This is a genomic window from Candidatus Thiodiazotropha sp. LNASS1 (assembly GCF_964212655.1).
In the GTDB taxonomy this organism is placed as follows: Bacteria; Pseudomonadota; Gammaproteobacteria; order Chromatiales; family Chromatiaceae; genus Thiodiazotropha.
On record NZ_OZ156465.1, the window covers coordinates 3,267,178 to 3,286,387 of the forward strand.

At 53.4% G+C, this 19,210-nt stretch carries 17 protein-coding genes and 1 pseudogene; 4 read left to right on the top strand and 14 right to left on the bottom strand.

Annotated elements, in window-relative coordinates; all coding sequences use genetic code 11:
• Positions 1-22 precede the first annotated feature (22 nt).
• The 11 genes and pseudogenes from fis to AB8516_RS14420 all read right to left on the bottom strand — a co-directional run bounded on the left by fis (position 23) and on the right by AB8516_RS14420 (position 10,822).
• Positions 23-319 carry a DNA-binding transcriptional regulator Fis gene (gene fis, locus AB8516_RS14370; protein ID WP_108291377.1) on the bottom strand — a complete coding sequence of 99 codons (297 nt, stop codon included), beginning with the start codon at positions 317-319 and terminating at the stop codon, positions 23-25.
• Positions 316-1,302 (bottom strand): tRNA dihydrouridine synthase DusB, encoded by a 987-nt coding sequence (dusB, locus tag AB8516_RS14375; protein ID WP_369161686.1) that lies wholly within the window; start codon positions 1,300-1,302, stop codon positions 316-318. The genes fis and dusB overlap by 4 nt, the downstream gene beginning before the upstream one ends.
• A gap of 716 nt (positions 1,303-2,018) precedes the next feature.
• Positions 2,019-3,230 carry a DUF3426 domain-containing protein gene (locus tag AB8516_RS14380; RefSeq protein ID WP_369163292.1) on the bottom strand — a complete coding sequence of 404 codons (1,212 nt, stop codon included), beginning with the start codon at positions 3,228-3,230 and terminating at the stop codon, positions 2,019-2,021.
• A gap of 24 nt (positions 3,231-3,254) precedes the next feature.
• Positions 3,255-3,353 (bottom strand): annotated as a pseudogene (locus AB8516_RS14385) (MJ0042-type zinc finger domain-containing protein); the annotation flags it as partial.
• A 376-nt stretch (positions 3,354-3,729) separates the two neighbouring features.
• The gene (prmA, locus tag AB8516_RS14390) at positions 3,730-4,611 is read right to left on the bottom strand and encodes a 50S ribosomal protein L11 methyltransferase (protein WP_369161688.1); all 882 of its coding nucleotides are present in this window, start codon (positions 4,609-4,611) and stop codon (positions 3,730-3,732) included.
• Positions 4,612-4,706: 95 nt separating this feature from the next.
• Positions 4,707-6,047 carry an acetyl-CoA carboxylase biotin carboxylase subunit gene (accC, locus tag AB8516_RS14395; protein WP_108291371.1) on the bottom strand — a complete coding sequence of 447 codons (1,341 nt, stop codon included), beginning with the start codon at positions 6,045-6,047 and terminating at the stop codon, positions 4,707-4,709.
• A gap of 8 nt (positions 6,048-6,055) precedes the next feature.
• Positions 6,056-6,526, bottom strand: a complete 471-nt coding sequence (accB, locus tag AB8516_RS14400) for an acetyl-CoA carboxylase biotin carboxyl carrier protein (protein WP_108291369.1) — start codon at positions 6,524-6,526, stop codon at positions 6,056-6,058.
• Between the two features lie 19 nt (positions 6,527-6,545).
• Complete coding sequence (gene aroQ, locus AB8516_RS14405) at positions 6,546-6,986, bottom strand: type II 3-dehydroquinate dehydratase (protein ID WP_108291367.1); 441 nt, start codon at positions 6,984-6,986, stop codon at positions 6,546-6,548.
• 168 nt (positions 6,987-7,154) lie between these two features.
• A complete protein-coding gene (locus AB8516_RS14410) occupies positions 7,155-9,461 on the bottom strand; it encodes a protein-disulfide reductase DsbD (protein WP_369161691.1) in 2,307 nt (768 codons plus the stop codon).
• Positions 9,446-9,769, bottom strand: a complete 324-nt coding sequence (cutA, locus tag AB8516_RS14415; protein ID WP_108291496.1) for a divalent-cation tolerance protein CutA — start codon at positions 9,767-9,769, stop codon at positions 9,446-9,448. Before cutA ends, AB8516_RS14410 begins: the two co-directional genes overlap by 16 nt.
• Before the next feature lie 210 nt (positions 9,770-9,979).
• On the bottom strand, positions 9,980-10,822 hold the full coding sequence (locus AB8516_RS14420) for a CsgG/HfaB family protein (protein WP_369161693.1): 843 nt from the start codon (positions 10,820-10,822) through the stop codon (positions 9,980-9,982).
• 214 nt (positions 10,823-11,036) lie between these two features.
• On the opposite strand from AB8516_RS14420, the gene AB8516_RS14425 reads away from it, so the two are divergent.
• Complete coding sequence (locus AB8516_RS14425) at positions 11,037-11,522, top strand: FxsA family protein (RefSeq protein WP_369161695.1); 486 nt, start codon at positions 11,037-11,039, stop codon at positions 11,520-11,522.
• Positions 11,523-11,571: 49 nt separating this feature from the next.
• Here the strand turns inward: AB8516_RS14425 and ppk2 are convergent, their stop codons facing one another.
• Positions 11,572-12,390: a polyphosphate kinase 2 gene (gene ppk2, locus AB8516_RS14430; protein WP_108291361.1), complete on the bottom strand. Its 819-nt coding sequence runs from the start codon at positions 12,388-12,390 to the stop codon at positions 11,572-11,574.
• Between the two features lie 71 nt (positions 12,391-12,461).
• A complete protein-coding gene (locus tag AB8516_RS14435) occupies positions 12,462-12,890 on the bottom strand; it encodes a peptidylprolyl isomerase (RefSeq protein WP_108291359.1) in 429 nt (142 codons plus the stop codon).
• 235 nt (positions 12,891-13,125) lie between these two features.
• On the opposite strand from AB8516_RS14435, the gene AB8516_RS14440 reads away from it, so the two are divergent.
• From AB8516_RS14440 to AB8516_RS14450, 3 genes are all read left to right on the top strand, one after another.
• Positions 13,126-13,416, top strand: a complete 291-nt coding sequence (locus AB8516_RS14440) for a co-chaperone GroES (RefSeq protein ID WP_108291357.1) — start codon at positions 13,126-13,128, stop codon at positions 13,414-13,416.
• A gap of 77 nt (positions 13,417-13,493) precedes the next feature.
• Positions 13,494-15,137 carry a chaperonin GroEL gene (groL, locus tag AB8516_RS14445; RefSeq protein ID WP_369161698.1) on the top strand — a complete coding sequence of 548 codons (1,644 nt, stop codon included), beginning with the start codon at positions 13,494-13,496 and terminating at the stop codon, positions 15,135-15,137.
• Between the two features lie 163 nt (positions 15,138-15,300).
• Positions 15,301-17,565 (top strand): methyl-accepting chemotaxis protein, encoded by a 2,265-nt coding sequence (locus tag AB8516_RS14450; protein ID WP_369161700.1) that lies wholly within the window; start codon positions 15,301-15,303, stop codon positions 17,563-17,565.
• Between the two features lie 58 nt (positions 17,566-17,623).
• On the opposite strand, the gene AB8516_RS14455 is transcribed toward AB8516_RS14450, so the two are convergent.
• Positions 17,624-19,141, bottom strand: coding sequence for an FMN-binding glutamate synthase family protein (locus AB8516_RS14455; RefSeq protein ID WP_369161702.1), 1,518 nt, complete (start codon positions 19,139-19,141; stop codon positions 17,624-17,626).
• Between the last annotated feature and the right edge of the window lie 69 nt (positions 19,142-19,210).

Here is a 19,210-nt window from a genome sequence, read left to right on the forward strand (position 1 = left end):
TCCAAGTAAGTGTAAGCCGGCTTCAGTCGAGGTCGTATTGTGAGAGTTTCTTGCGCAAGGTGCTTCGACTGATACCTAGAATGGATGCTGCCTGGGACTGGTTGCCGCCGGTATGTTTCATGACACTTTCGAGTAATGGCGCCTCCACCTCGTTCATCACCAGTCTATAAAGGTTGTTTGCACCATGCCCGTCAAGGTTATTGAAATAACGTTGCATTGCATCACTGACACACTGGCGTAAGGGTTCTGATTTCTTACTGTGTGTGACTGTCAGATACTCTTGATTCTCTTTTTTGCTAAGAACCGCATCAGTCATCATGCCGCCAATTCCCCATTGTTTTGTAGGCAATCAAAATAGTTACGGATAGCCTGCAGTTGTTGTTCCGCAGACTCTGTGTAGTTTATTTTGTTCCTAAAAACTGCGCCGTCAGGGCGCCCCCTGCTGTACCAGGCGATATGCTTGCGCGCAATACGTATGCCAAGGTACTCCCCATAAAAATCATACAGTTGCCTGACATGTCCGATAAGGATACCGGCAACCCATTCGAGATCAGGTTCCGGCATCTCACTGCCGGTGTGTAGATAGTGGTTGATCTCATCAAAAATCCAAGGGCGTCCTTGCGCAGCGCGACCTATCATCAGGGCATCGGCCCCGGTTCGTTTTAAAACAAATGAGGCTTTTTGTGGTGAATCGATATCCCCATTCGCGATAACCGGGATGTTGACTGATTGCTTGATGTCGCTGATTGTTTCGTACTCTGCATCACCTGAAAACCTGCACGCACGTGTGCGACCGTGAATGGCGAGGGCTCGGATACCTGCTGCTTCCGCGATGGTCGCGATACGTACACCGTTGCGGTTTTCGGGATCTGTACCTGTGCGGATTTTCAATGTCACAGGTACCTCGACGGCACTGACAACCGCCTCCAATATCTTTCCTACGAGATTTTCATCCTCCAACAACGCAGATCCTGCGGTGCGCTTACAAACCTTTTTTGCCGGGCATCCCATATTGATATCGATTATCTGCGCACCATTGGCGACATTGGCCCGTGCCGCTTCCGCCATCTGATGCGGATCGGAGCCGACGATCTGTACACTGACAGGACTCGTTTCACCTTCGAGATCGAGACGTCGGACAGTCTTTCTTGTTCCTCTTAGGGAGGCATCAGAAGAGACCATCTCCGAAACGGCAAGCCCAGCGCCCATCTCCCTGCAGAGTTGCCGGAAGGGTCTGTCCGTGACGCCGGCCATGGGCGCCAATAGCAGATTGTTCTCTAATTTATAGGGTCCAATTTGCATTCAGAATGCCACTCATCAGGGGGTCCGTCTTGGAGAAGGAGGGTGTGGGATACTACCGCTAATTGTTGGCGGAATCAAAGGCAAATTGAGTATGAATTGATCTGATACAAATGGCGTTTGTGGGTCTACCTGTGAATCGGCTGGAAGGGTGGTGAGTAAGCTCTTAAATCTTAGGCAGATATGTAAATGATGGCCTATAACTGGCAATCAGAAGGGAAATGTAAATTCATTGTGTAGAATTTAATTCCTTACTGATGCTGTCTGATAATCAGGTGTCGAACTTTTTTACAGTCACCTCACCGAATGTCTCTATCTCGATGCGACACCGTTAGGGTTTGCTTATGCCATTGACCTTTCATTACCGCACTGAACTATCGCTGGAGCATTGGTCGGATAGTGGCGTTGACGCGAAACTCTTATAGCCACTGTCTCACTGAATCTCAGAATGATTCTATTGTTTAAACTATTGCGGTGAATGATGGGCTATCAATCCGGGCGGATATATTATTTAACAAGATATGACTGGATTACTAAGATGAGATATTCGTTCGTAAGAGTGGCGTATAGGGATATTCAGAGTAACGTCAGAGGGAGTCGTCGGCACTTTTCCATGTGAAAGACAGTGCCATATGCTACTCACCGATAAGACCTGACAGCAGGAACCGGTATAGTGGAAGAGAAGTGACTATCTGCACTGATCCGGCAGACTGAAGCCGCTAAAGGAAGTCGAATTTGAAGCCGGTAACTTCATTGCCCGGATCTTGCAGTTCGAGTTCTACATGCATGGTTCTTAATTTTGGCATCATCGGGTTGGACTGGTATTGATCGGCCTTGTATTCATCCGGCAGGAAGGTACGCCTTGCTATGATTGTACCCATATCGTTGTAGAGGCTTAACTGCAGTCTTGGAAAGGGTTGTTGGAAGGCCGCTGCATTCACCATCTCGAGTTTGAGTGACAAAATACCCTCCTTTTCCGGGTGAGCGGTGAGGGCGCGATCACTGATGATTATCTGTTCGGTATCACGGCGTATGGGCACCTCGCAACCCGCCAGGTTGCAGACGCCCTGGAGAATCTGCCTTCCGGCATAGTGGGAGACGAGGCTGTCCCTCAAGTACCATGTGATCTGTCCGCAGAGAGGGAGCAGCAGGAGTAATGAGCCGATAATCCAATAGCCTCTGTAGCGGCTGGGTTGCGGTCTTTCAAACTCCTCCTCAAACGTAAAGCGGGTCTCCTCATCCAGCGACTCCTGTGACTGTATAGACTCTTCCTCGGTGGGGATGAAATCCTGTTCCAGTGGTATGGATTCCGGCGATATCTCTTGCTCGGGCTTCTCGTCTGATAGTATCGATTTTTCCTCAGCGGGGGATTCATCGACTGTGCCCGTCGATTCTTCTTCATCGGTCGGTACCTCGACCGGGTTTGACGAGTCAGTACCGGTAATCGTTTCTTCGCTTGATGTGCTTGGTTCTGGTTCAGCAAGAGATTCCTTGTCATGGTTATCGAATGAAATAACCTCTGCTAACCGATTATCCGCACCTTTTTCTTCGAGAAGCAGAGAGGCGGAATCCCGATCGAGTAGTTCGGACATTTGCGATTCGGTACCAGCGGCAAAATAATCCGGTTCCGTTTCGAGTCCGTCATCACGCTCAAGAAGGAATTGGTTTTGACTATCGAATTCAGAACTATTCTCATCCACTTCAAGGATTGATTCTTCACTCAATTGCTGGACGGGGGGCTCTTCGTCAGCCAAGGCGTCAAGTGACTTCTCGACTTCGCTGTCACTGACCAAGCTCGATTCAATAACAAGCCCATCCGAGTTTGCCTCCCCATTCGATGGTTGCGGGGCTGCGACGTCTCCATTCTGGTCAATTTGCGCCAACTCCTCCTGTAAATCATCATCATTGGTAAATGATGTGGGAAATTCCATAAGTTTATGCAGTGCGTTGAATACACTGTTGCATTGACAACAGCGTACTTTTCCGTCAGCGGCCTTAAGTTGTTCCGGTGTGATGCGGAACATGGTTAGACAGTGTTGGCACTGGGTAAACATGTGGCGGATTACTTTCTATCTCTGCTTCAATTAATGTTTGGCTGTTGTAATGGCTAAGGCCGTGCAGACCTTTGTGTGTATTCAATGGGTATCTTCAGTGGAACAAGGGAACAAATCCCTTGCACTATCCAATTGAGCGGTGACGAACCCTGGGTTGAGGTCGATTTTCAGGTCACCGTTCAACACCTCTACGTTAGACCGAAGCCAAACGGCAGGCAAGTCCTTTGTGGTAAATTCGGACTGATTTTAGCGGCATCCGCAAGACCTGGATATGACTATTCGCTTATTGCAGGGAAGAGTGATCATAACCCCGGAATATAGCTTTCTGTATGGATGATTTAAGCGGCTTGAGGCTGCAGTTCTCTTCGTCGCAGTACTATTGACAGCTGACTGTACCGCTCAATAGCAGCCATTCCTGTTGCCGTTTGGATGCCTCCAGGGTTGCAAATGCCTGGTAGGCAGGCGCTACCTCGGATTGTTGCTCTGCGAGTATACCGGAGAGGGCAAACCGACCGCCGGGTCGGATGAGCCGCGCAAAATCGGGGGCCAGTTGGATCAATGGGGCAGCGAGAATATTGGCAACCAACAGGTCGAACGTTCCATTTGGCAGTTCATCCGGCAGGCATGTCAGGAGTCGATCCGAAACGCTGTTCTTCTCCGCATTGTCTCTGCTGGCTATCAAGGCCTGAGGGTCATGGTCGAGGGCAACGGCGGAGGACGCACCAAGTTTCAGTGCAGCGATCGCGAGGATACCTGAGCCACAACCATAGTCTATGATGCGCTTTCCCGCCAGGTCCTGAGCGTCCAGCCATTCCAGGCAGAGTGCTGTGGTGGGGTGCGTGCCGGTACCGAAGGCCAGTCCTGGATCGAGTTTAATCACAACTGCATTCAGTTGATCGATCGAATCACCTGCCGGACATACCCACAGGCGCCGTCCGAATGAGATGGGCTTGAAATGATCCAGCCACACCCGTTCCCAGATCCTGTCTTCTATGCGTTCCCATCGGAGTCTGCCGACCATTTCGGGATCGAGGACCGTAGCAAGGGCATTGCGCAGCTTCAGCGGCTCCTGATCTCCCTCGAACAGTGCAGTGACTTGGGTATGTTGCCACAGCTGGGTCGACTCCGGTGGGGTTTCAAGCAGCGGCTGATCACCAGCGTCGCCCAGGGTGACAGACAGGGCGCCGAGGTTTTCGAAGACCAGTTCCAGCAGGGGGGCCTCCTTCTCATTGCAGTCGATTGAGAGTTGCAACCACATATTATGAGTTTTGAGTTGTGAGTTTTTAGCTATCAGTCAGTTGAGGGATAAGCCCTTCTCAACTTAAAACTCATAACTCACAACTCAAAACTCTTCTATAGTCCCAGTTTCTTTTCCAGGTAGTGGATGTTGGCGCCTCCTTCTCTGAAGGCGGCGTCACGCATGATATCCAGGTGCAGTGGTATGTTTGTCTTGATACCGCTGATCACCATCTCCTGCAGGGCGATGCGCATTCTGGCGATAGCCGAATCACGGGTCTCCCCGTGGGTGACAAGCTTGCCGATCATGGAGTCGTAGTAGGGAGGCACTCTATAGCCATTGTAAATGTGGGTGTCGACACGAACGCCTGGACCACCGGGGGTATGGAGTTGGCTGATGGTGCCGGGGCTGGGAAGAAATTTTACCGGGTCCTCGGCATTGATTCGGCACTCCACCGCATGGCCTTGAAGCTTGATCTCATCCTGTTTGTAGCTCAAGGGTTCCCCCGCGGCGATGAGAATCTGTTGTTTTACGATGTCGATACCTGTGATCAGTTCGGTGACCGGGTGCTCCACCTGCACCCGGGTATTCATCTCAATGAAGTAGAACTCGCCGTCCTCATAGAGAAACTCGAACGTACCCGCTCCCCGATAGCCGATCTGGCGGCAGGCCTCGGCGCATCGTTCACCCACATCTTTGCGTTGTTGTTCGGTAATGCCGGGCGCAGGCGCCTCTTCCACCACCTTCTGGTGACGGCGTTGCATGGAACAGTCGCGCTCTCCAAGATGAATTGCATTGCCATGGGTGTCGGAAAGGACCTGAAACTCTACGTGGCGGGGATTGCCGAGGAACTTTTCCATATACACTGTGCCGTTTCCGAATGCGGCCTCGGCCTCGGCCTTGGTCATGGCAACTGCATTCAGCAGCGTTGCTTCAGTATGCACCACTCGCATGCCTCTGCCGCCACCGCCGCCGGCAGCCTTGATGATGACCGGATAACCGATTTCGTTCGCCACATCCTTAGTGCGTTTGGCATTGTTGTCCAGCGGACCGTTCGAGCCCGGCACTGTCGGCACATTGGCCTTGCGCATGGCTTCGATGGCGGCCACTTTGTCGCCCATGGTGCGGATCGTATCGGCCTTGGGGCCAATAAAGATGAAGCCGCTGTTTTCCACCCGTTCTGCGAAATCGGCATTTTCTGAAAGAAAACCATATCCCGGGTGTATGGCAACCGAGTCGGTGACTTCGGCGGCACTGATGATGGCTGGAATGTTCAGATAGCTATCGCTGGAGGGGGCGGGACCTATGCATACGGATTCATCGGCAAGCAACACATGCTTTAGGTCACGATCAGCCTCGGAGTGTACGGCAACTGTCTTGATACCGAGTTCTTTACAGGCGCGCAGGATGCGCAAAGCTATCTCACCACGATTGGCGATTACGATCTTATCTATCATGGTTTCACTCAATCAATGATGAATAGCGGTTCGTTGTATTCGACGGGTTGACCGTTTTCAACCAGTATCTTTTTAACGGTACCGGCCTTGTCGGACTCTATCTGGTTGAGGATCTTCATCGCCTCAATGATACACAGGGTGTCACCCACAGCGACCGTTTGGCCCTCCTCCACAAACGGCTTGCTGCCGGGCGAGGGTGAGCGGTAGAAGGTACCCACCATCGGTGAGTTTACACTGTGCCCCTGAATCTCCTCGGTTGCGGCTTGCAGTTCGGGGGCGCCGGTAGTGGCAGGTGCTGCTGCCGGTGCGGGCGCCGGGGCTGCCGCAACCTGAGGCTGCATGCTGGGGATGGCTATCGTTGAGGGAATCGAGCTTTGGCGGCTAATTCTGACCGACTCCTCCCCTTCATGAATTTCGATCTCCGCGACGTCTGACTCCTCGAGTAACTCAATAAGTTTTTTTACTTTGCGAATATCCATGTTGACCTGTCTCTAAGAATTATTTGTTGAGCCGTTTGGCAGCGGCCTGCAAGGCGAGTTCATAGCCCTCCGCACCCAGGCCGGTAATGACACCTTCGGCCTTGTCAGAGAAATAGGAGTGTTTGCGAAACTCCTCTCTGGCGTGCACGTTGGAGAGATGGACCTCTATGTAGGGTATGCCTGTTCCCAATAATGCATCCCTCAGCGCCACGCTGGTATGGGTGAATGCAGCCGGGTTGATAATGATGAAACAGACATTCGATTGTTTTGCCTGATGTATCCACGCCAGGAGTTCGTGTTCCGCATTGCTTTGGCGGAAGTCAATGTCGAATCCCAACTCTCTGCCTCGGTTTTCCAGGCGCTGGCGAATGGCATCCAGTGTCTCATGACCATAATGACTGGGTTCCCGGGTGCCGAGCAGATTCAAATTCGGGCCATTCAGTACCAGGATGTTTGCCATTATCCAATATTCCAGGGCAGAGAAATACGTCTACACCCCCCAGCTATTGTTTCTGGTGCCGTTCCCCATCACAGGGATTCAGGAGGGTGGGTTATGAATCGCTAGATTCTGCAAGATCAGCGCGATTTTGTCCAGTTTCAATGCAGTACATGCCAAGATCGTCGCAAATTACTGTATGGCTCTGGTTGCGTGGGCGCTGAATTCCTCGGCGGGCTTGAATCCCACGAGCCGGTAGTTCTTGCGCTCCCGTCCATCACTGCCGTAAAAGATGATGGCAGGCGGGCCGGGTAGGCCGAAATGCCCCTGCAGCAATGCCTGGTCGATGTCGTCATTGGCGGTGACATCGGCCTGCAGCAGGTGTGTATTGGCGAGCGCATCGATCACCTGGGGATCGGAAAAGGTATATTTCTCCATCTCTTTGCAGGAGACACACCAGTCGGCATAGAAGTCCAGCATCACCGGTTTCCCCTGACTGCTGGCAAAAGCGACTTCACGTTGCAGGTCGTCCAAGCTTTTGATGCGTTTGAATTGAAGTTCCTGATGACCCTGGGCACTGCCAGAGCCTCCAGCTATGGCAATCCCGCGAAGTGGCTGCAAGGTATCCTTACCGCCTGCAGCAGCACCGACCAGCATCAATGTTCCGTATACCAGAAACACGAAACCGAGACCTTTCCACAGCTTCTGCCAACCACTTGCCTCGATCTCCAGATTGCGCAGGGCTCCCATGTAGATCGCGGAGACGATGAAGAGGATGCCCCAGAGCAGCATAGCGATATCGGCCGGAATGATACGTTCAAGCAGGATGATGGCGACAGCCAGCAGGGCGACACCGAATACGGCCTTGACGGCATCCATCCAACTGCCGGCACGCGGCAGCAGCTTACCGGCGGAGGTGCCGATTGCGATCACCGGCGTTCCCATGCCCATACTGAGGGAAAACAGGGCCAAGCCTCCCAGCAGCGCGTCACCGGTCTGGCCGATATAGATAAGCGCACCCGCCAACGGTGGTGCGACACATGGGCCGACTATCAGGGCAGAGAGAAATCCCATGATGGCAACCCCGGTGAGGGAGCCGCCCTGTTGCCTGTTGCTGACTTCGGTAAGACGGCTCTGCAGGCTGCTGGGCAGTTGCAGGTCATAGAAACCAAACATTGACAGGGCCAGCAGGACAAAGACCAAGGCAAAGGCGCTGAGTATCCATGGGTTCTGAAAATAGGCTTGCAGGTTTTCGCCGAACATTCCGGCCAGAACCCCTGCAATGGTATAGGTGATCGCCATCGCCAATACATAGACCAGTGATAGTATGAAGGCCTTTTGTGTGGTGATCTTGTCGCCGTGACCCGCAATGATACCGGAAAGAATGGGGATCATGGGAAAGATGCAAGGTGTAAATGCCAATCCCAGCCCGAGTAGAAAAAAGAGGCCGATGATAAGCAGGATTGACCCGCCTTTCATGGTTTCGGTGATCTCGTCCAGTTCAGAGATCGGCTCATTGGAGGATGCGGTCGGTGGGGTGCCGGCGGGGCTTATGGTTTCGTTTGCCTCAGCCTCGGAGATGGCTGGCAGTGCGAGGGTGAACTGCTTGTTTATAGGCGGATAGCATACGCCGATCTCGGCGCATCCTTGATAACCCACGTTCAAGGTGACCTCTGTTGCTTCCGTGCTGCTTCTTACCAGCGGCAGGATGAGGTCTATCTCGTCGTGGTAAACGGCAACTTCGCCAATGGTGCCATCGGGTCTTACCGTATCCTGCTTGATCTTCGGATCAGGCAGTGTGAACTGACCCAGGGCAATTCCCTGGTTCTCGCCTGCGGAAAGTGTAACCTTATCGTGATAGAGATAGGTCCCTTCAGCGATACTCCAGTAGAGGCGGAGATGGGTTCCATCCTCGACGGTTACCGAGAGTTTATAGGCCTCTTCCGGATCCAGCAGGTCATCTTCGATATTGTTGTCAAACAGTTGATTCGAAGCTGAATCGCCGATGTCGAATAACGGCTCAGCGACAGCTGCGGTGCGATTGCCGGCCGCCATCGGCTCCAGTGCCAGTCGTATCTCCTGCATGTGCGGGGGAAAGCAGATTCCCAGGTCCGCGCAGCCCTGAGAGCGGGCCTTTAACAATAGTGTCTCCTGGGATCCCTGCATGCGACGAATCGGGATTTCCGCAGTGGCTTTATTGCGGTAGACGGCGACCTCGCCGAAGAATTCGTCGTTCTTTATCTTGGCTTGCGATAGTTTCGGTTCTCCGATTTCTATGCCTATAGTGTCGCTGTCGAACTGGATCTTGTCGCGATACATGTAGTAGCCGTCGGCAATACGCCATTCTACGAGGAGCTTTTCCGTGCCATCGGTGCGGCCGGAGATCTGGAAGGCCTGGTCGGGCAACAACAGGTCTTCCTCGTTCCATGCCGCCATGCTCAGGCTGGATAACACCAGCAGCATCAGGAACATCGTTATTAAGTCTATTCTTTTGTGCATCTCTCCACCCAGTCGATGTAATCGTCCAGCCCCTGCTCTACAGGGACTGCGATGATTTCCGGAAGTTCATAGGGATGTTGTGCCCGGAGCGTTGCCTCCACATTGTTATATTGTTGTTTTGTTGTCTTGATCAGCAGCAGGATTTCCTCAGACTCTTCCAGCTTTCCCTGCCAATGGTATACGGAGGTTACGGGCGGGGAGAGGTTGACGCAGGCTGCCAGCCTCTGCTCTAGCAAAGACCTGGAGAGCTTAAGTGCAGTCTCCCTGTCCGGTGCGGTACAGAGAATCAAGAGGAGTGGTGTCGGCATTGGCGGAAAATACACTATCCGCATGCAACTGGCAAAATTCGCAACGGAGCAGTCGGTGTCTGCTGGGAGGATGATTCCCAAAAGTTATATGATTGCCGTGATGCATCAAGCCATATGTAATTGGCCGGGTTTGGCTCCGATGCGGAAATGATAAAGGCGGCCAAGGGCCGCCTTTATAGCTAGGCCTCTGGATCAGAGGCGGTGATCGACTCAGTTGCCGACTTTCAGGCGTCCACCCTTGCCCAGGCCACCCTTGACTGTCTGTGCCTTGTAGTTTCTCAGCGCCTTGACCATCTGGTTGAAGGAATCGGCGAAGGCTGCGGTAATCACCTTGCCTTCCGGGGTGTTGGTGAATGCGCCTGCGCCGCCAAAAGCGCCGCCACCGAACAGGCCGCCAAACAGGTTATAGTCAAAGTTCTTTGCATTACCCACAGAGGATGAAACCTGCACCCCTGAGCGGTTGTCCACCAGCAGCAGGGTGGTGGCGGCCTCGTTGGACTTCAATCCGCCAGCCAGTGCGCCGGCAACGGATCCGAACAAACCGCCGACAATGCCCTTGACGCCACCAGTGCCCTTTTCTGAGAACTGGATACTCGGATTCATGGTGTAGTCGGCAGCAACCATCTGACCCTTGCCGAAGTTACTCCCTTGGCGCATTTCTCCAGACTTCATCAGGGCGCGTTCCTGCATCATGTTATTCATCGCTCTGCCGCGTTCGACGACAACGAAACAGTTGGATTGCTGGATCATTGTGCGCAGAACCGGGACAGTGGTGCCCAGTGTGGGATAGCGATGCCTGTAGGTGGCCCACCAGGGGGCGGACTGATCTTCAACCACGGCCAGCGTGCCCAGTGTCTCATCGCAGCTCTCCAACGCGCTATTCGCGCCCTCCGAGGTTTCGCCGCCTGCGGCGCCGGTCACCGTGTGTCCGGATGATCCTCCCATTTTCGGCATTGTCGCCTCACATCCGCTCAGGCCGATGAAGGCCGCCGCCACTATGGCGGCCAGGGCGGTAAAGCCAGGTGTTCTCTGTAGATTGGTTGATAGTTTCATTTTCATCACTTTCCCTTTAACGAACAGATAATAATAATAGCTTGAATTGTGCAATTGCACTCTGGTTTCTTTATGTCGTCAAGTTTGATAAGAACATGAATATTTTTCGAAATCAATTGCCCCCAGAGCGTTGAATTCAAGCTGATTCAACCCTTGTGCAGAGCAATATGGTCTGTCGGCAAGGTGAATCCGACGACCAGGCATGGAGTCTTGTATGGGCCTGGCTCCCCGCGTAAGCTCTCCCGTTATGAATCCTCTGTTACTCTTTTTGCTGTTGTTTGTAGGCGTTCCGCTGGTGGAGCTCTACTTTCTTATCGAGGTGGGTTCCCAGATCGGTGCTTTTTCGACGATTTTCCTGACTGTTTTCACTGCCTTGCTCGGTGGTTGGATGGTGCGAACACAGGGCTTTTCAACCCTCTCCAAAGTGCGTGGCTCGATGGATCGCGGGGAAGTGCCGGCCTTTGAGATGATGGAGGGTGCGGTATTGCTGGTGTGTGGATTTCTGTTGCTGCTCCCGGGTTTTATCACCGATGTGGTGGGTTTTGTGTTTCTGGTTCCCCCCGTACGGCGATGGTTGATTACATTGGGATTGCAACAGGGTGGCGTCATGGGTCCGGCGGGACCGCCGCCCAATGGATCGGACAGAAGCCCGGAGAAGCGGGTGATCGAAGGTGAATTCAAGCGCGAGGATGATGAATAACAGGCCCTAACACATCCCGGCGTGTGCCGGGATGGGATCGGATTGCCGGTTAGGGATAGATTTCCGGGACAAATGTCTGGTCGGTGATCGGTGGCCTTACGTAACCTACATCGGGGGCGCGATGAGGAAGTTCGATAGGTTCGGGGGTCAAATCCTTGTAGGGGATCATGCTTAAGAGATGGGCGATACAGTTCAGCCGGGCGTGTTTCTTGATATCGGAGTTCACCACATACCAGGGTGCCTGTTTGATATCGGTGTGGGCAAACATCTCATCTTTTGCTTTAGAATATTCCAGCCAACGGGAACGGGACTCAAGATCCATCGGACTCAACTTCCAGCGCTTGAGAGGTTCTTCCAGTCTGCTTTGGAATCTTCGCTCCTGCTCCTCATCGGATACGGAGAACCAGTATTTGATGAGGATGATACCGGATCGTACCAACATGCGCTCAAACTCTGGGCAGGAACGCATGAATTCCTGATATTCATCCTCGCTACAGAATCCCATCACCTTCTCGACGCCTGCCCGGTTGTACCAACTGCGGTCGAACAGCGCCATCTCGCCGGCAGCGGGCAGATGAGGTACGTAGCGTTGGAAATACCACTGGGTCTGTTCCCTTTCCGTGGGGGCGGGTAGGGCGACCACGGGGCAGATACGTGGACTGAGGTGTTGGGTGATCCGTTTTATCACGCCGCCCTTTCCGGCCGCATCCCGACCCTCGAAGATGACAACGACTTTCAGGCCCTTATGTTTGATCCACTCCTGAAGTTTGACAAGTTCGAGCTGCAGTTTGAACAGCTCCTTTTCATATACTTTGTTGTTGATTTTTTTTGGTTTTTTGCTTGGTGCCTTTTTTTTCGATTCAGCCATATCAGCCTCCCAGTCTCACGCTTTATTTAAATTGTTAAAGACACTGGTTGTACGTGTAATAAACCTGTAGGTTACACGATTTCCAGCAGTTCAAGATCGAAGTTCAGTGCTTCTCCTGCCAGCGGGTGATTACCGTCAATCGTCGCATCCTTGTCGCTGAGAGCGGTAACAACCACATTGAAATGTTCACCATTCGGGCTTTGCGCCTGAAGATGCATGCCCACCTCGATATTCAGATCATCGGGGAAGTGCTCCAGTGGAACCTTCTCGATGAGGGCGTCGTTACGCTGACCATAGGCATCATCAGCGGGAATATGGATCGACTTCTGGTCACCGACCTGCATACCCTCCACGCCCGTTTCGAAACCGGGGATCACCGCTTTCTCGCCAAGGGTGAATTCGAATGGCTCCCGATCTACCGAAGAATCGAATTGGGTTCCGTCATCCAGTGTGCCGGTGTAGTGGATGCGGACGGTATCACCCTGTTTGGCTTGCCTCATGATCTGCCTCTTGTTGTATAGCTGTAGTGTAAATACGGTAATTATCACACAGATTAGGCTAAACGTGCTGGATAGGTGGCAATCTGCCGCTAAAAATCTCCTCAGGCAGCCTTGACTAACAGCTTTTTCCCTCTATTATTAGCACTCAGTTCTGGTGAGTGCTAACAGCCTTGCCTGGTAACAAGAACCCAATATCGATTTTTCAGAAAAACCATTTAATGAGGAGAATCAGTCGATGAATATTCGTCCGCTGCACGATCGCGTGATCGTTCGTCGTATGGAAGAGGAGCGCACCAGCCCGGGTGGCATTGTGCTTCCTGATGCAGCTACCGAGAAACCCGTTCTTGGTGAAATACTCGCTGTCGGCAACGGTAAGGTCACCGATAGCGGTGAGGCTCGGCCGTTGGATGTCAAGGTCGGGGATAAGGTGCTGTTTGGCAAATACTCCGGCACTGAAGTGAAGTTGGGTGGTGAGGAAGTTCTCGTCATGCGTGAAGAAGACATCATGGGTGTGATCGAAGACTAATCCCTGAACTTTCGAACACAGAACGATACAGGTAATACCTGGTAAAGATTCTCAACATTTACCCAAGGAATTAAGACATGAGCTCAAAAGAAGTACAATTTGGTGATGACGCCCGTCAACGTATGATAAAGGGTGTCAATATTCTGGCCAACGCTGTGAAGGTGACCCTTGGCCCTAAAGGCCGAAATGTGGTGTTGGAGAAAAGTTTCGGTGCCCCGACCATGACCAAAGACGGCGTCTCCGTGGCCAAGGAGATCGAGCTGTCCGACAAGTTTGAAAACATGGGTGCGCAGATGGTGAAAGAGGTCTCCTCTCAGACCTCGGACGTTGCCGGTGACGGCACCACCACTGCAACCGTCCTGGCCCAAGCCATGGTGCGCGAAGGCCTGAAGGCTGTCGCGGCAGGCATGAACCCGATGGATCTCAAGCGTGGTATCGACAAGGCTGTATTGGCGGCCGTGGATGAGTTGAAATCGGTTTCCCGCCCCTGCTCCGATGACAAGGAGATCGCCCAGGTCGGTACTATCTCTGCAAACTCCGACGTCAATATTGGTGACATTATCGCCGAGGCGATGCAAAAAGTGGGTAAAGAGGGTGTAATCACCGTGGAAGAGGGATCAGCGCTGCAGAACGAGCTGGATGTGGTCGAAGGCATGCAGTTTGATCGCGGTTACCTCTCACCCTATTTCGTTACCAATCAACAGAGTCAGTCGGCCGAACTGGAAGACCCCTATATCCTATTGCATGATAAAAAGATCTCGAATATCCGCGATCTTCTGCCGGTGCTCGAAGGTGTGGCCAAGGCCGGCAAGCCGCTGCTGATCATTGCCGAGGACGTGGAAGGTGAGGCCCTGGCCACCCTGGTCGTCAACAATCTGCGTGGAATCGTCAAGGTCACTGCGGTTAAAGCGCCCGGGTTCGGTGATCGCCGCAAAGCCATGTTGCAGGATATCGCAATCCTCACCGGTGGCACCGTGATTTCGGAAGAGGTCGGCCTCTCTCTTGAGAAGGCCACATTGGACGATCTGGGTAACGCCAAGAAGGTAACTATCTCCAAAGAGGAGACAACCATCATCGACGGCGCCGGTGCAGAAGGCGATATCAAGGCCCGTGTCGAGCAGATCCGAGGCCAGATCGAGGAGACCTCCTCCGATTACGATCGTGAAAAGCTGCAAGAGCGTGTCGCCAAACTGGCAGGTGGTGTGGCCGTGATCAAGGTCGGTGCTGCCACCGAAGTTGAGATGAAAGAGAAAAAGGCGCGTGTCGAGGACGCCCTGCATGCCACGCGCGCTGCTGTCGAGGAGGGCATCGTGCCCGGTGGTGGCGTCGCACTGGTGCGCGCACTGCAATCGATCGAAGAACTGTCGGGTGAAAATCACGATCAGGATGTGGGTATTGCGATCGCCTGCCGCGCCATGGAAGAGCCGCTGCGTCAGATAGTCGCCAATGCGGGTGGCGAGCCCTCAGTTGTGCTCGACAAGGTTCGCGGCGGAGAAGGCAATTATGGCTTCAATGCCAGCAACGACGAGTACGGCGATATGATGGACATGGGTATCCTCGATCCGACCAAGGTAACCCGCTATGCATTGCAGAATGCCTCCTCCGTGGCCGGCTTGATGATCACCACCGAATGCATGGTGGCAGAAGAGCCGAAGGACGAGGCTGCTGCACCGCCAATGGGTGATATGGGCGGCATGGGTGGCATGGGTGGCATGATGTAATCCGCCCCACAGGCAGATAACCTGTCGAAAAGCCCCTCGCCCCTACAGGCGTGGGGCTTTTTGCATTGTACGAGTAAATATTTTCCCGCTTGTGCCGTTATTTGTATTGGTTGAGGATTTTTATTTTTGACGGAGGGATGCGTCTTCCTATCGGGGAAAAGTCATGTTCAGGAATATAGGTATCACACCGCGGTTTGTCATTGCTACAGTCCTGGCTGTTGTTATCGTTCTTGCGATCACCCTCTCGGCCGCCTTTAACTTCATGGGTGGTGCACTGCACTCGGCGGAAGAGAATGAGATGCAGGAGATCTTTAAAACCGTAGTGGCAGGGATCGAGTCTGAAGGGCGTCTCGCCAAGGCGATGAGTGCCTTGGTTGCCGGTATTCCAGAGGTTCAGAGCTATTTCGCCAATCGTGACCGCGCCGCGCTGGAACAGCTCTTCGTGCCTGGCTTCCAGGTATTGAAAAAAGAGTATGGCGTGCGACAGTTTCAGTTTCATGAACCGCCGGCCACCTCTTTTCTGAGGGTTCACAAGCCGGCCAAGTTTGGCGATGATCTTTCCTCTTTCCGTCTCACCGTGGTGGAAGGTAATAAGAATAAAAAGGCGATACAGGGCCTGGAGGTGGGTGTTGCCGGTCTCGGTGTGCGGGGATTGGTGCCTGTCAGTCATGATGGTCAGCATGTAGGGACCGTGGAGTTCGGCATGTCTTTCGGCCAGTCTTTTTTCGACGAGTACTCCAAAAGTCATGAGATCGACATGGAGCTCTACATCAACCGCAACGGCACGATGGATAGGTTTGCCACCACCATGGCGGGGAATGAGCTTGTCGCTATGCAGCAACTGAAGAGTTTGGGTACCGACAAGCACATTTTCGACAAGGGCGAACTCGACGGCAAGCCTGTCGCCTACTATGCGGCACCGGTAAAGAACTACTCAGGTGAGTCCATCGGTGTATTGGTGCTGGCAAAAGATCGTAGCTATTTCGCGGACTCCATGTCGAATCTGATGATGATGGTGATTGGATTGGGTCTGCTCTCCGTATTGCTGATCGGGTCGATGGTGTGGCTGATCAGTCGTGGTGTGGTGAAACCGATTTGCGATGCCGCCGTAGCGATGGAAGGTATTGCCTCTGCTGAAGGTGATCTTACCGTACGCATGGACGAGTCGGGATCTGACGAGGTAACGCGGCTTTCACGGGCCTATAATCTTTTTGCCGACAAGACCGAGGGAATGATCAAGAAGGTCTCCAATGCGACAGCGAATCTGAGTATCCGGATTGGTGATTTCGCCACCCTGGCCGAGCATACCCGGGACGGCATCACCAAACAGCACGAGCAGACAACGCAGGTGGCGACAGCGATGACAGAGATGTCGGCGACCGTGCATGAAGTGGCGCAGAATACCACCCAGACTGCAGAGGCTGCACGGCAGGCCGACCAGCAGGCCAACAGCGGACGGGACGTGGTGAATGCAGTTACCAGCAGCATCGATTCTCTGGCTTCCGAAGTGGGCAGGGCGGTAGAGACGGTGCAGCATGTAGAGCAGGACAGTGAACGTATCGGATCGGTGCTCGACGTCATACGCGGAATCGCGGACCAGACCAACCTGCTGGCACTGAATGCAGCCATTGAGGCGGCCCGTGCCGGCGAGCAGGGACGGGGTTTTGCCGTGGTGGCCGATGAAGTCAGGACCCTGGCCAAACGCACTCAGGACTCCACCGAGGAGATCCAGGAGATGATCGAAAGCCTGCAGACAGGCGTCAGAGAGACGGTCACGGTCATGGAGACCAGCCAACAACAGGCTGCCGAGAGTGTCGACCAGGCCGGTCGTGCACATGAGGCCCTCGAGGAGATAACCCGGGTCGTCGATACCATCTCTCAGATGAGCTCCCAGATTGCAACCGCAGCCGAGGAACAGAGTGCGGTGGCGGAGGATATCAATCGCAATATCGTCGACATTACCCATGTGGCGGAAGCGACCTCCCAGGATTCGGCCAAGAGTTATGATGCGAGTGAGGCGATGTCGAAAGAGGTCGACCTGCTGGGTAAGTTGTTGTCGGATTTCAATACCGGGGATGCTCACTCCAATCACCTGCAGCAGGCGATGGCCGCGCATCTGAGCTGGAAGACCAAATTGCGGGGTTTTCTGGATGGCAAAGGATCCCTGGATGAGCGGGTCGCCTATAATCACAAGGCTTGCGGTTTTGGAATCTGGTATGAAAATGTGGGGCGTAAAGAGCTGTCCCATATCAGCGAAATAAACCAGATAGAAAAGCCGCACAGAGAGCTGCATGAACTGATCAAGCGTATAGCCGACCTCAAGGACAGGGGTGATATGCAGGCTGCCGAGAGGGAGTATCAGCGGGTTGGTCCCCTCTCTGAAGAGATCGTACGCATGATGCAGACCATTCAAAGCAAGCTGAACTGATCTTTGTATACAACCTGGCCCGCTGAGACATCTTTGCCTGCTCAGCGGGCCTTGTCATTTATATATCGGTGCGATACTGCGCTGCTGTTTGCTGGTATGGATAGAGCTCATCGAGCGGGATGGGCTGAGTATTGGCCTGAATAATCTGACAATGGTGGCGCCTAAGCGCCCGTGGATGAGGTACGCCGCATGAGTGAGCGATCAGCCCGCTGCCATAGTGAATCTTATCGACAAAATTCTTTATTCGCTGTGCCTTCTGTTGTGGATTGAGTCCCCGCTGAAGTCGCTTGTTGTGGGTGGTGATGCCCGTGGGGCAGGTGTTTCTATTGCACTTCAAGGCCTGGATGCAACCCATTGCAAGCATAAAGCCACGTGCCGATGTGACAAAATCCGCGCCAACGCAGAATGCCCAGGCGGTTTCCGAAGGCGTGATCAACTTGCCTGATGCGATCACCTTGATGCGATCACGCAGGCCATATCGTTGAAGGATATCGACTACTTTCGGCAAAGCCGCCTTGATGGGCAGCCCGACACTGTCCATCAGTGGCATCGGTGCAGCGCCGGTGCCACCGTCGCCACCATCGATGGTGATGAAGTCCGGTGCGCAGGCAATACCACATTGATGTATCTTTTCGCACATCTCTTCGAGCCAGATATGGGTTCCGACCACGGTCTTGAAACCAACCGGCTTGCCGGAGAGGTCGCGCACTAGATTGATAAAGTCCAATAACTCTGAAAAGTTGGAGATTTCGGGGTGACGATTGGGTGATATCGAAGCCTCGCCCACCGGGATGCCGCGTATCGCTGCGATCTCTTCGGTGACTTTCCTGCCCGGCAGTATGCCGCCCTTGCCCGGCTTGGCGCCCTGGCTGAGTTTTATCTCGAACATCTTAATCCGGGGGATGGCTGAAATCTCTGTCAGCCTCTTCTTGCAGAAACGGCCTGCTTGATCGCGTACGCCGTATTTGGCGGTGCCTATCTGAAATACCAGGTCGCAGTCCCCTTCCAAATGATAGGGTGAAAGACCGCCTTCACCGGTATTCAGCCAGCAATCGGCCAGTTTAGCCCCACGAGAGAGGGCGCGAACCGCCGGGATTGAGATAGCGCCATAACTCATGCCGGATATGTGGATCAGAGAAGCTGTCCGGTATGGCTCTCTGCAACCGGCCCCAATGATCACCGGCGGTGCATGGGCGGCATCGCTTGCCAGGGTGGGAAACGGGGTGTTGACGAACAGGATCGTGCCTGGCGTATTCAGCGATTTGGTGGAGCCGAAGGCGATGGTATTGTCGACCCCCGCAGCGGAGTGGTAGACCCACTCCCGTTCTGCCCGGTTGAATGGCATCTCCTCCCTGTCCATGGCAAAGAAATATTGTCTGAAAAACTCGCCCAGACGGTTGAACAGGGAGCGAAAGCGGCCGATTACCGGAAAATTATGACGGATAGCGTCCCTGGTCTGTGATAGGTCGATGATGAACAGGATGACAACCAACAATGCAGCACAGCCGATGACGAAGATAAACAGTGCTGAGAGTGCCGCTACACCCTGCATTGAAAAGAAACTGATCCAGTCCATCCCAGGTACCAACTGTATGGTGTATTGCCTGATTGTTATACGCAACGGAGAGGGGCTTGGATTTGGATC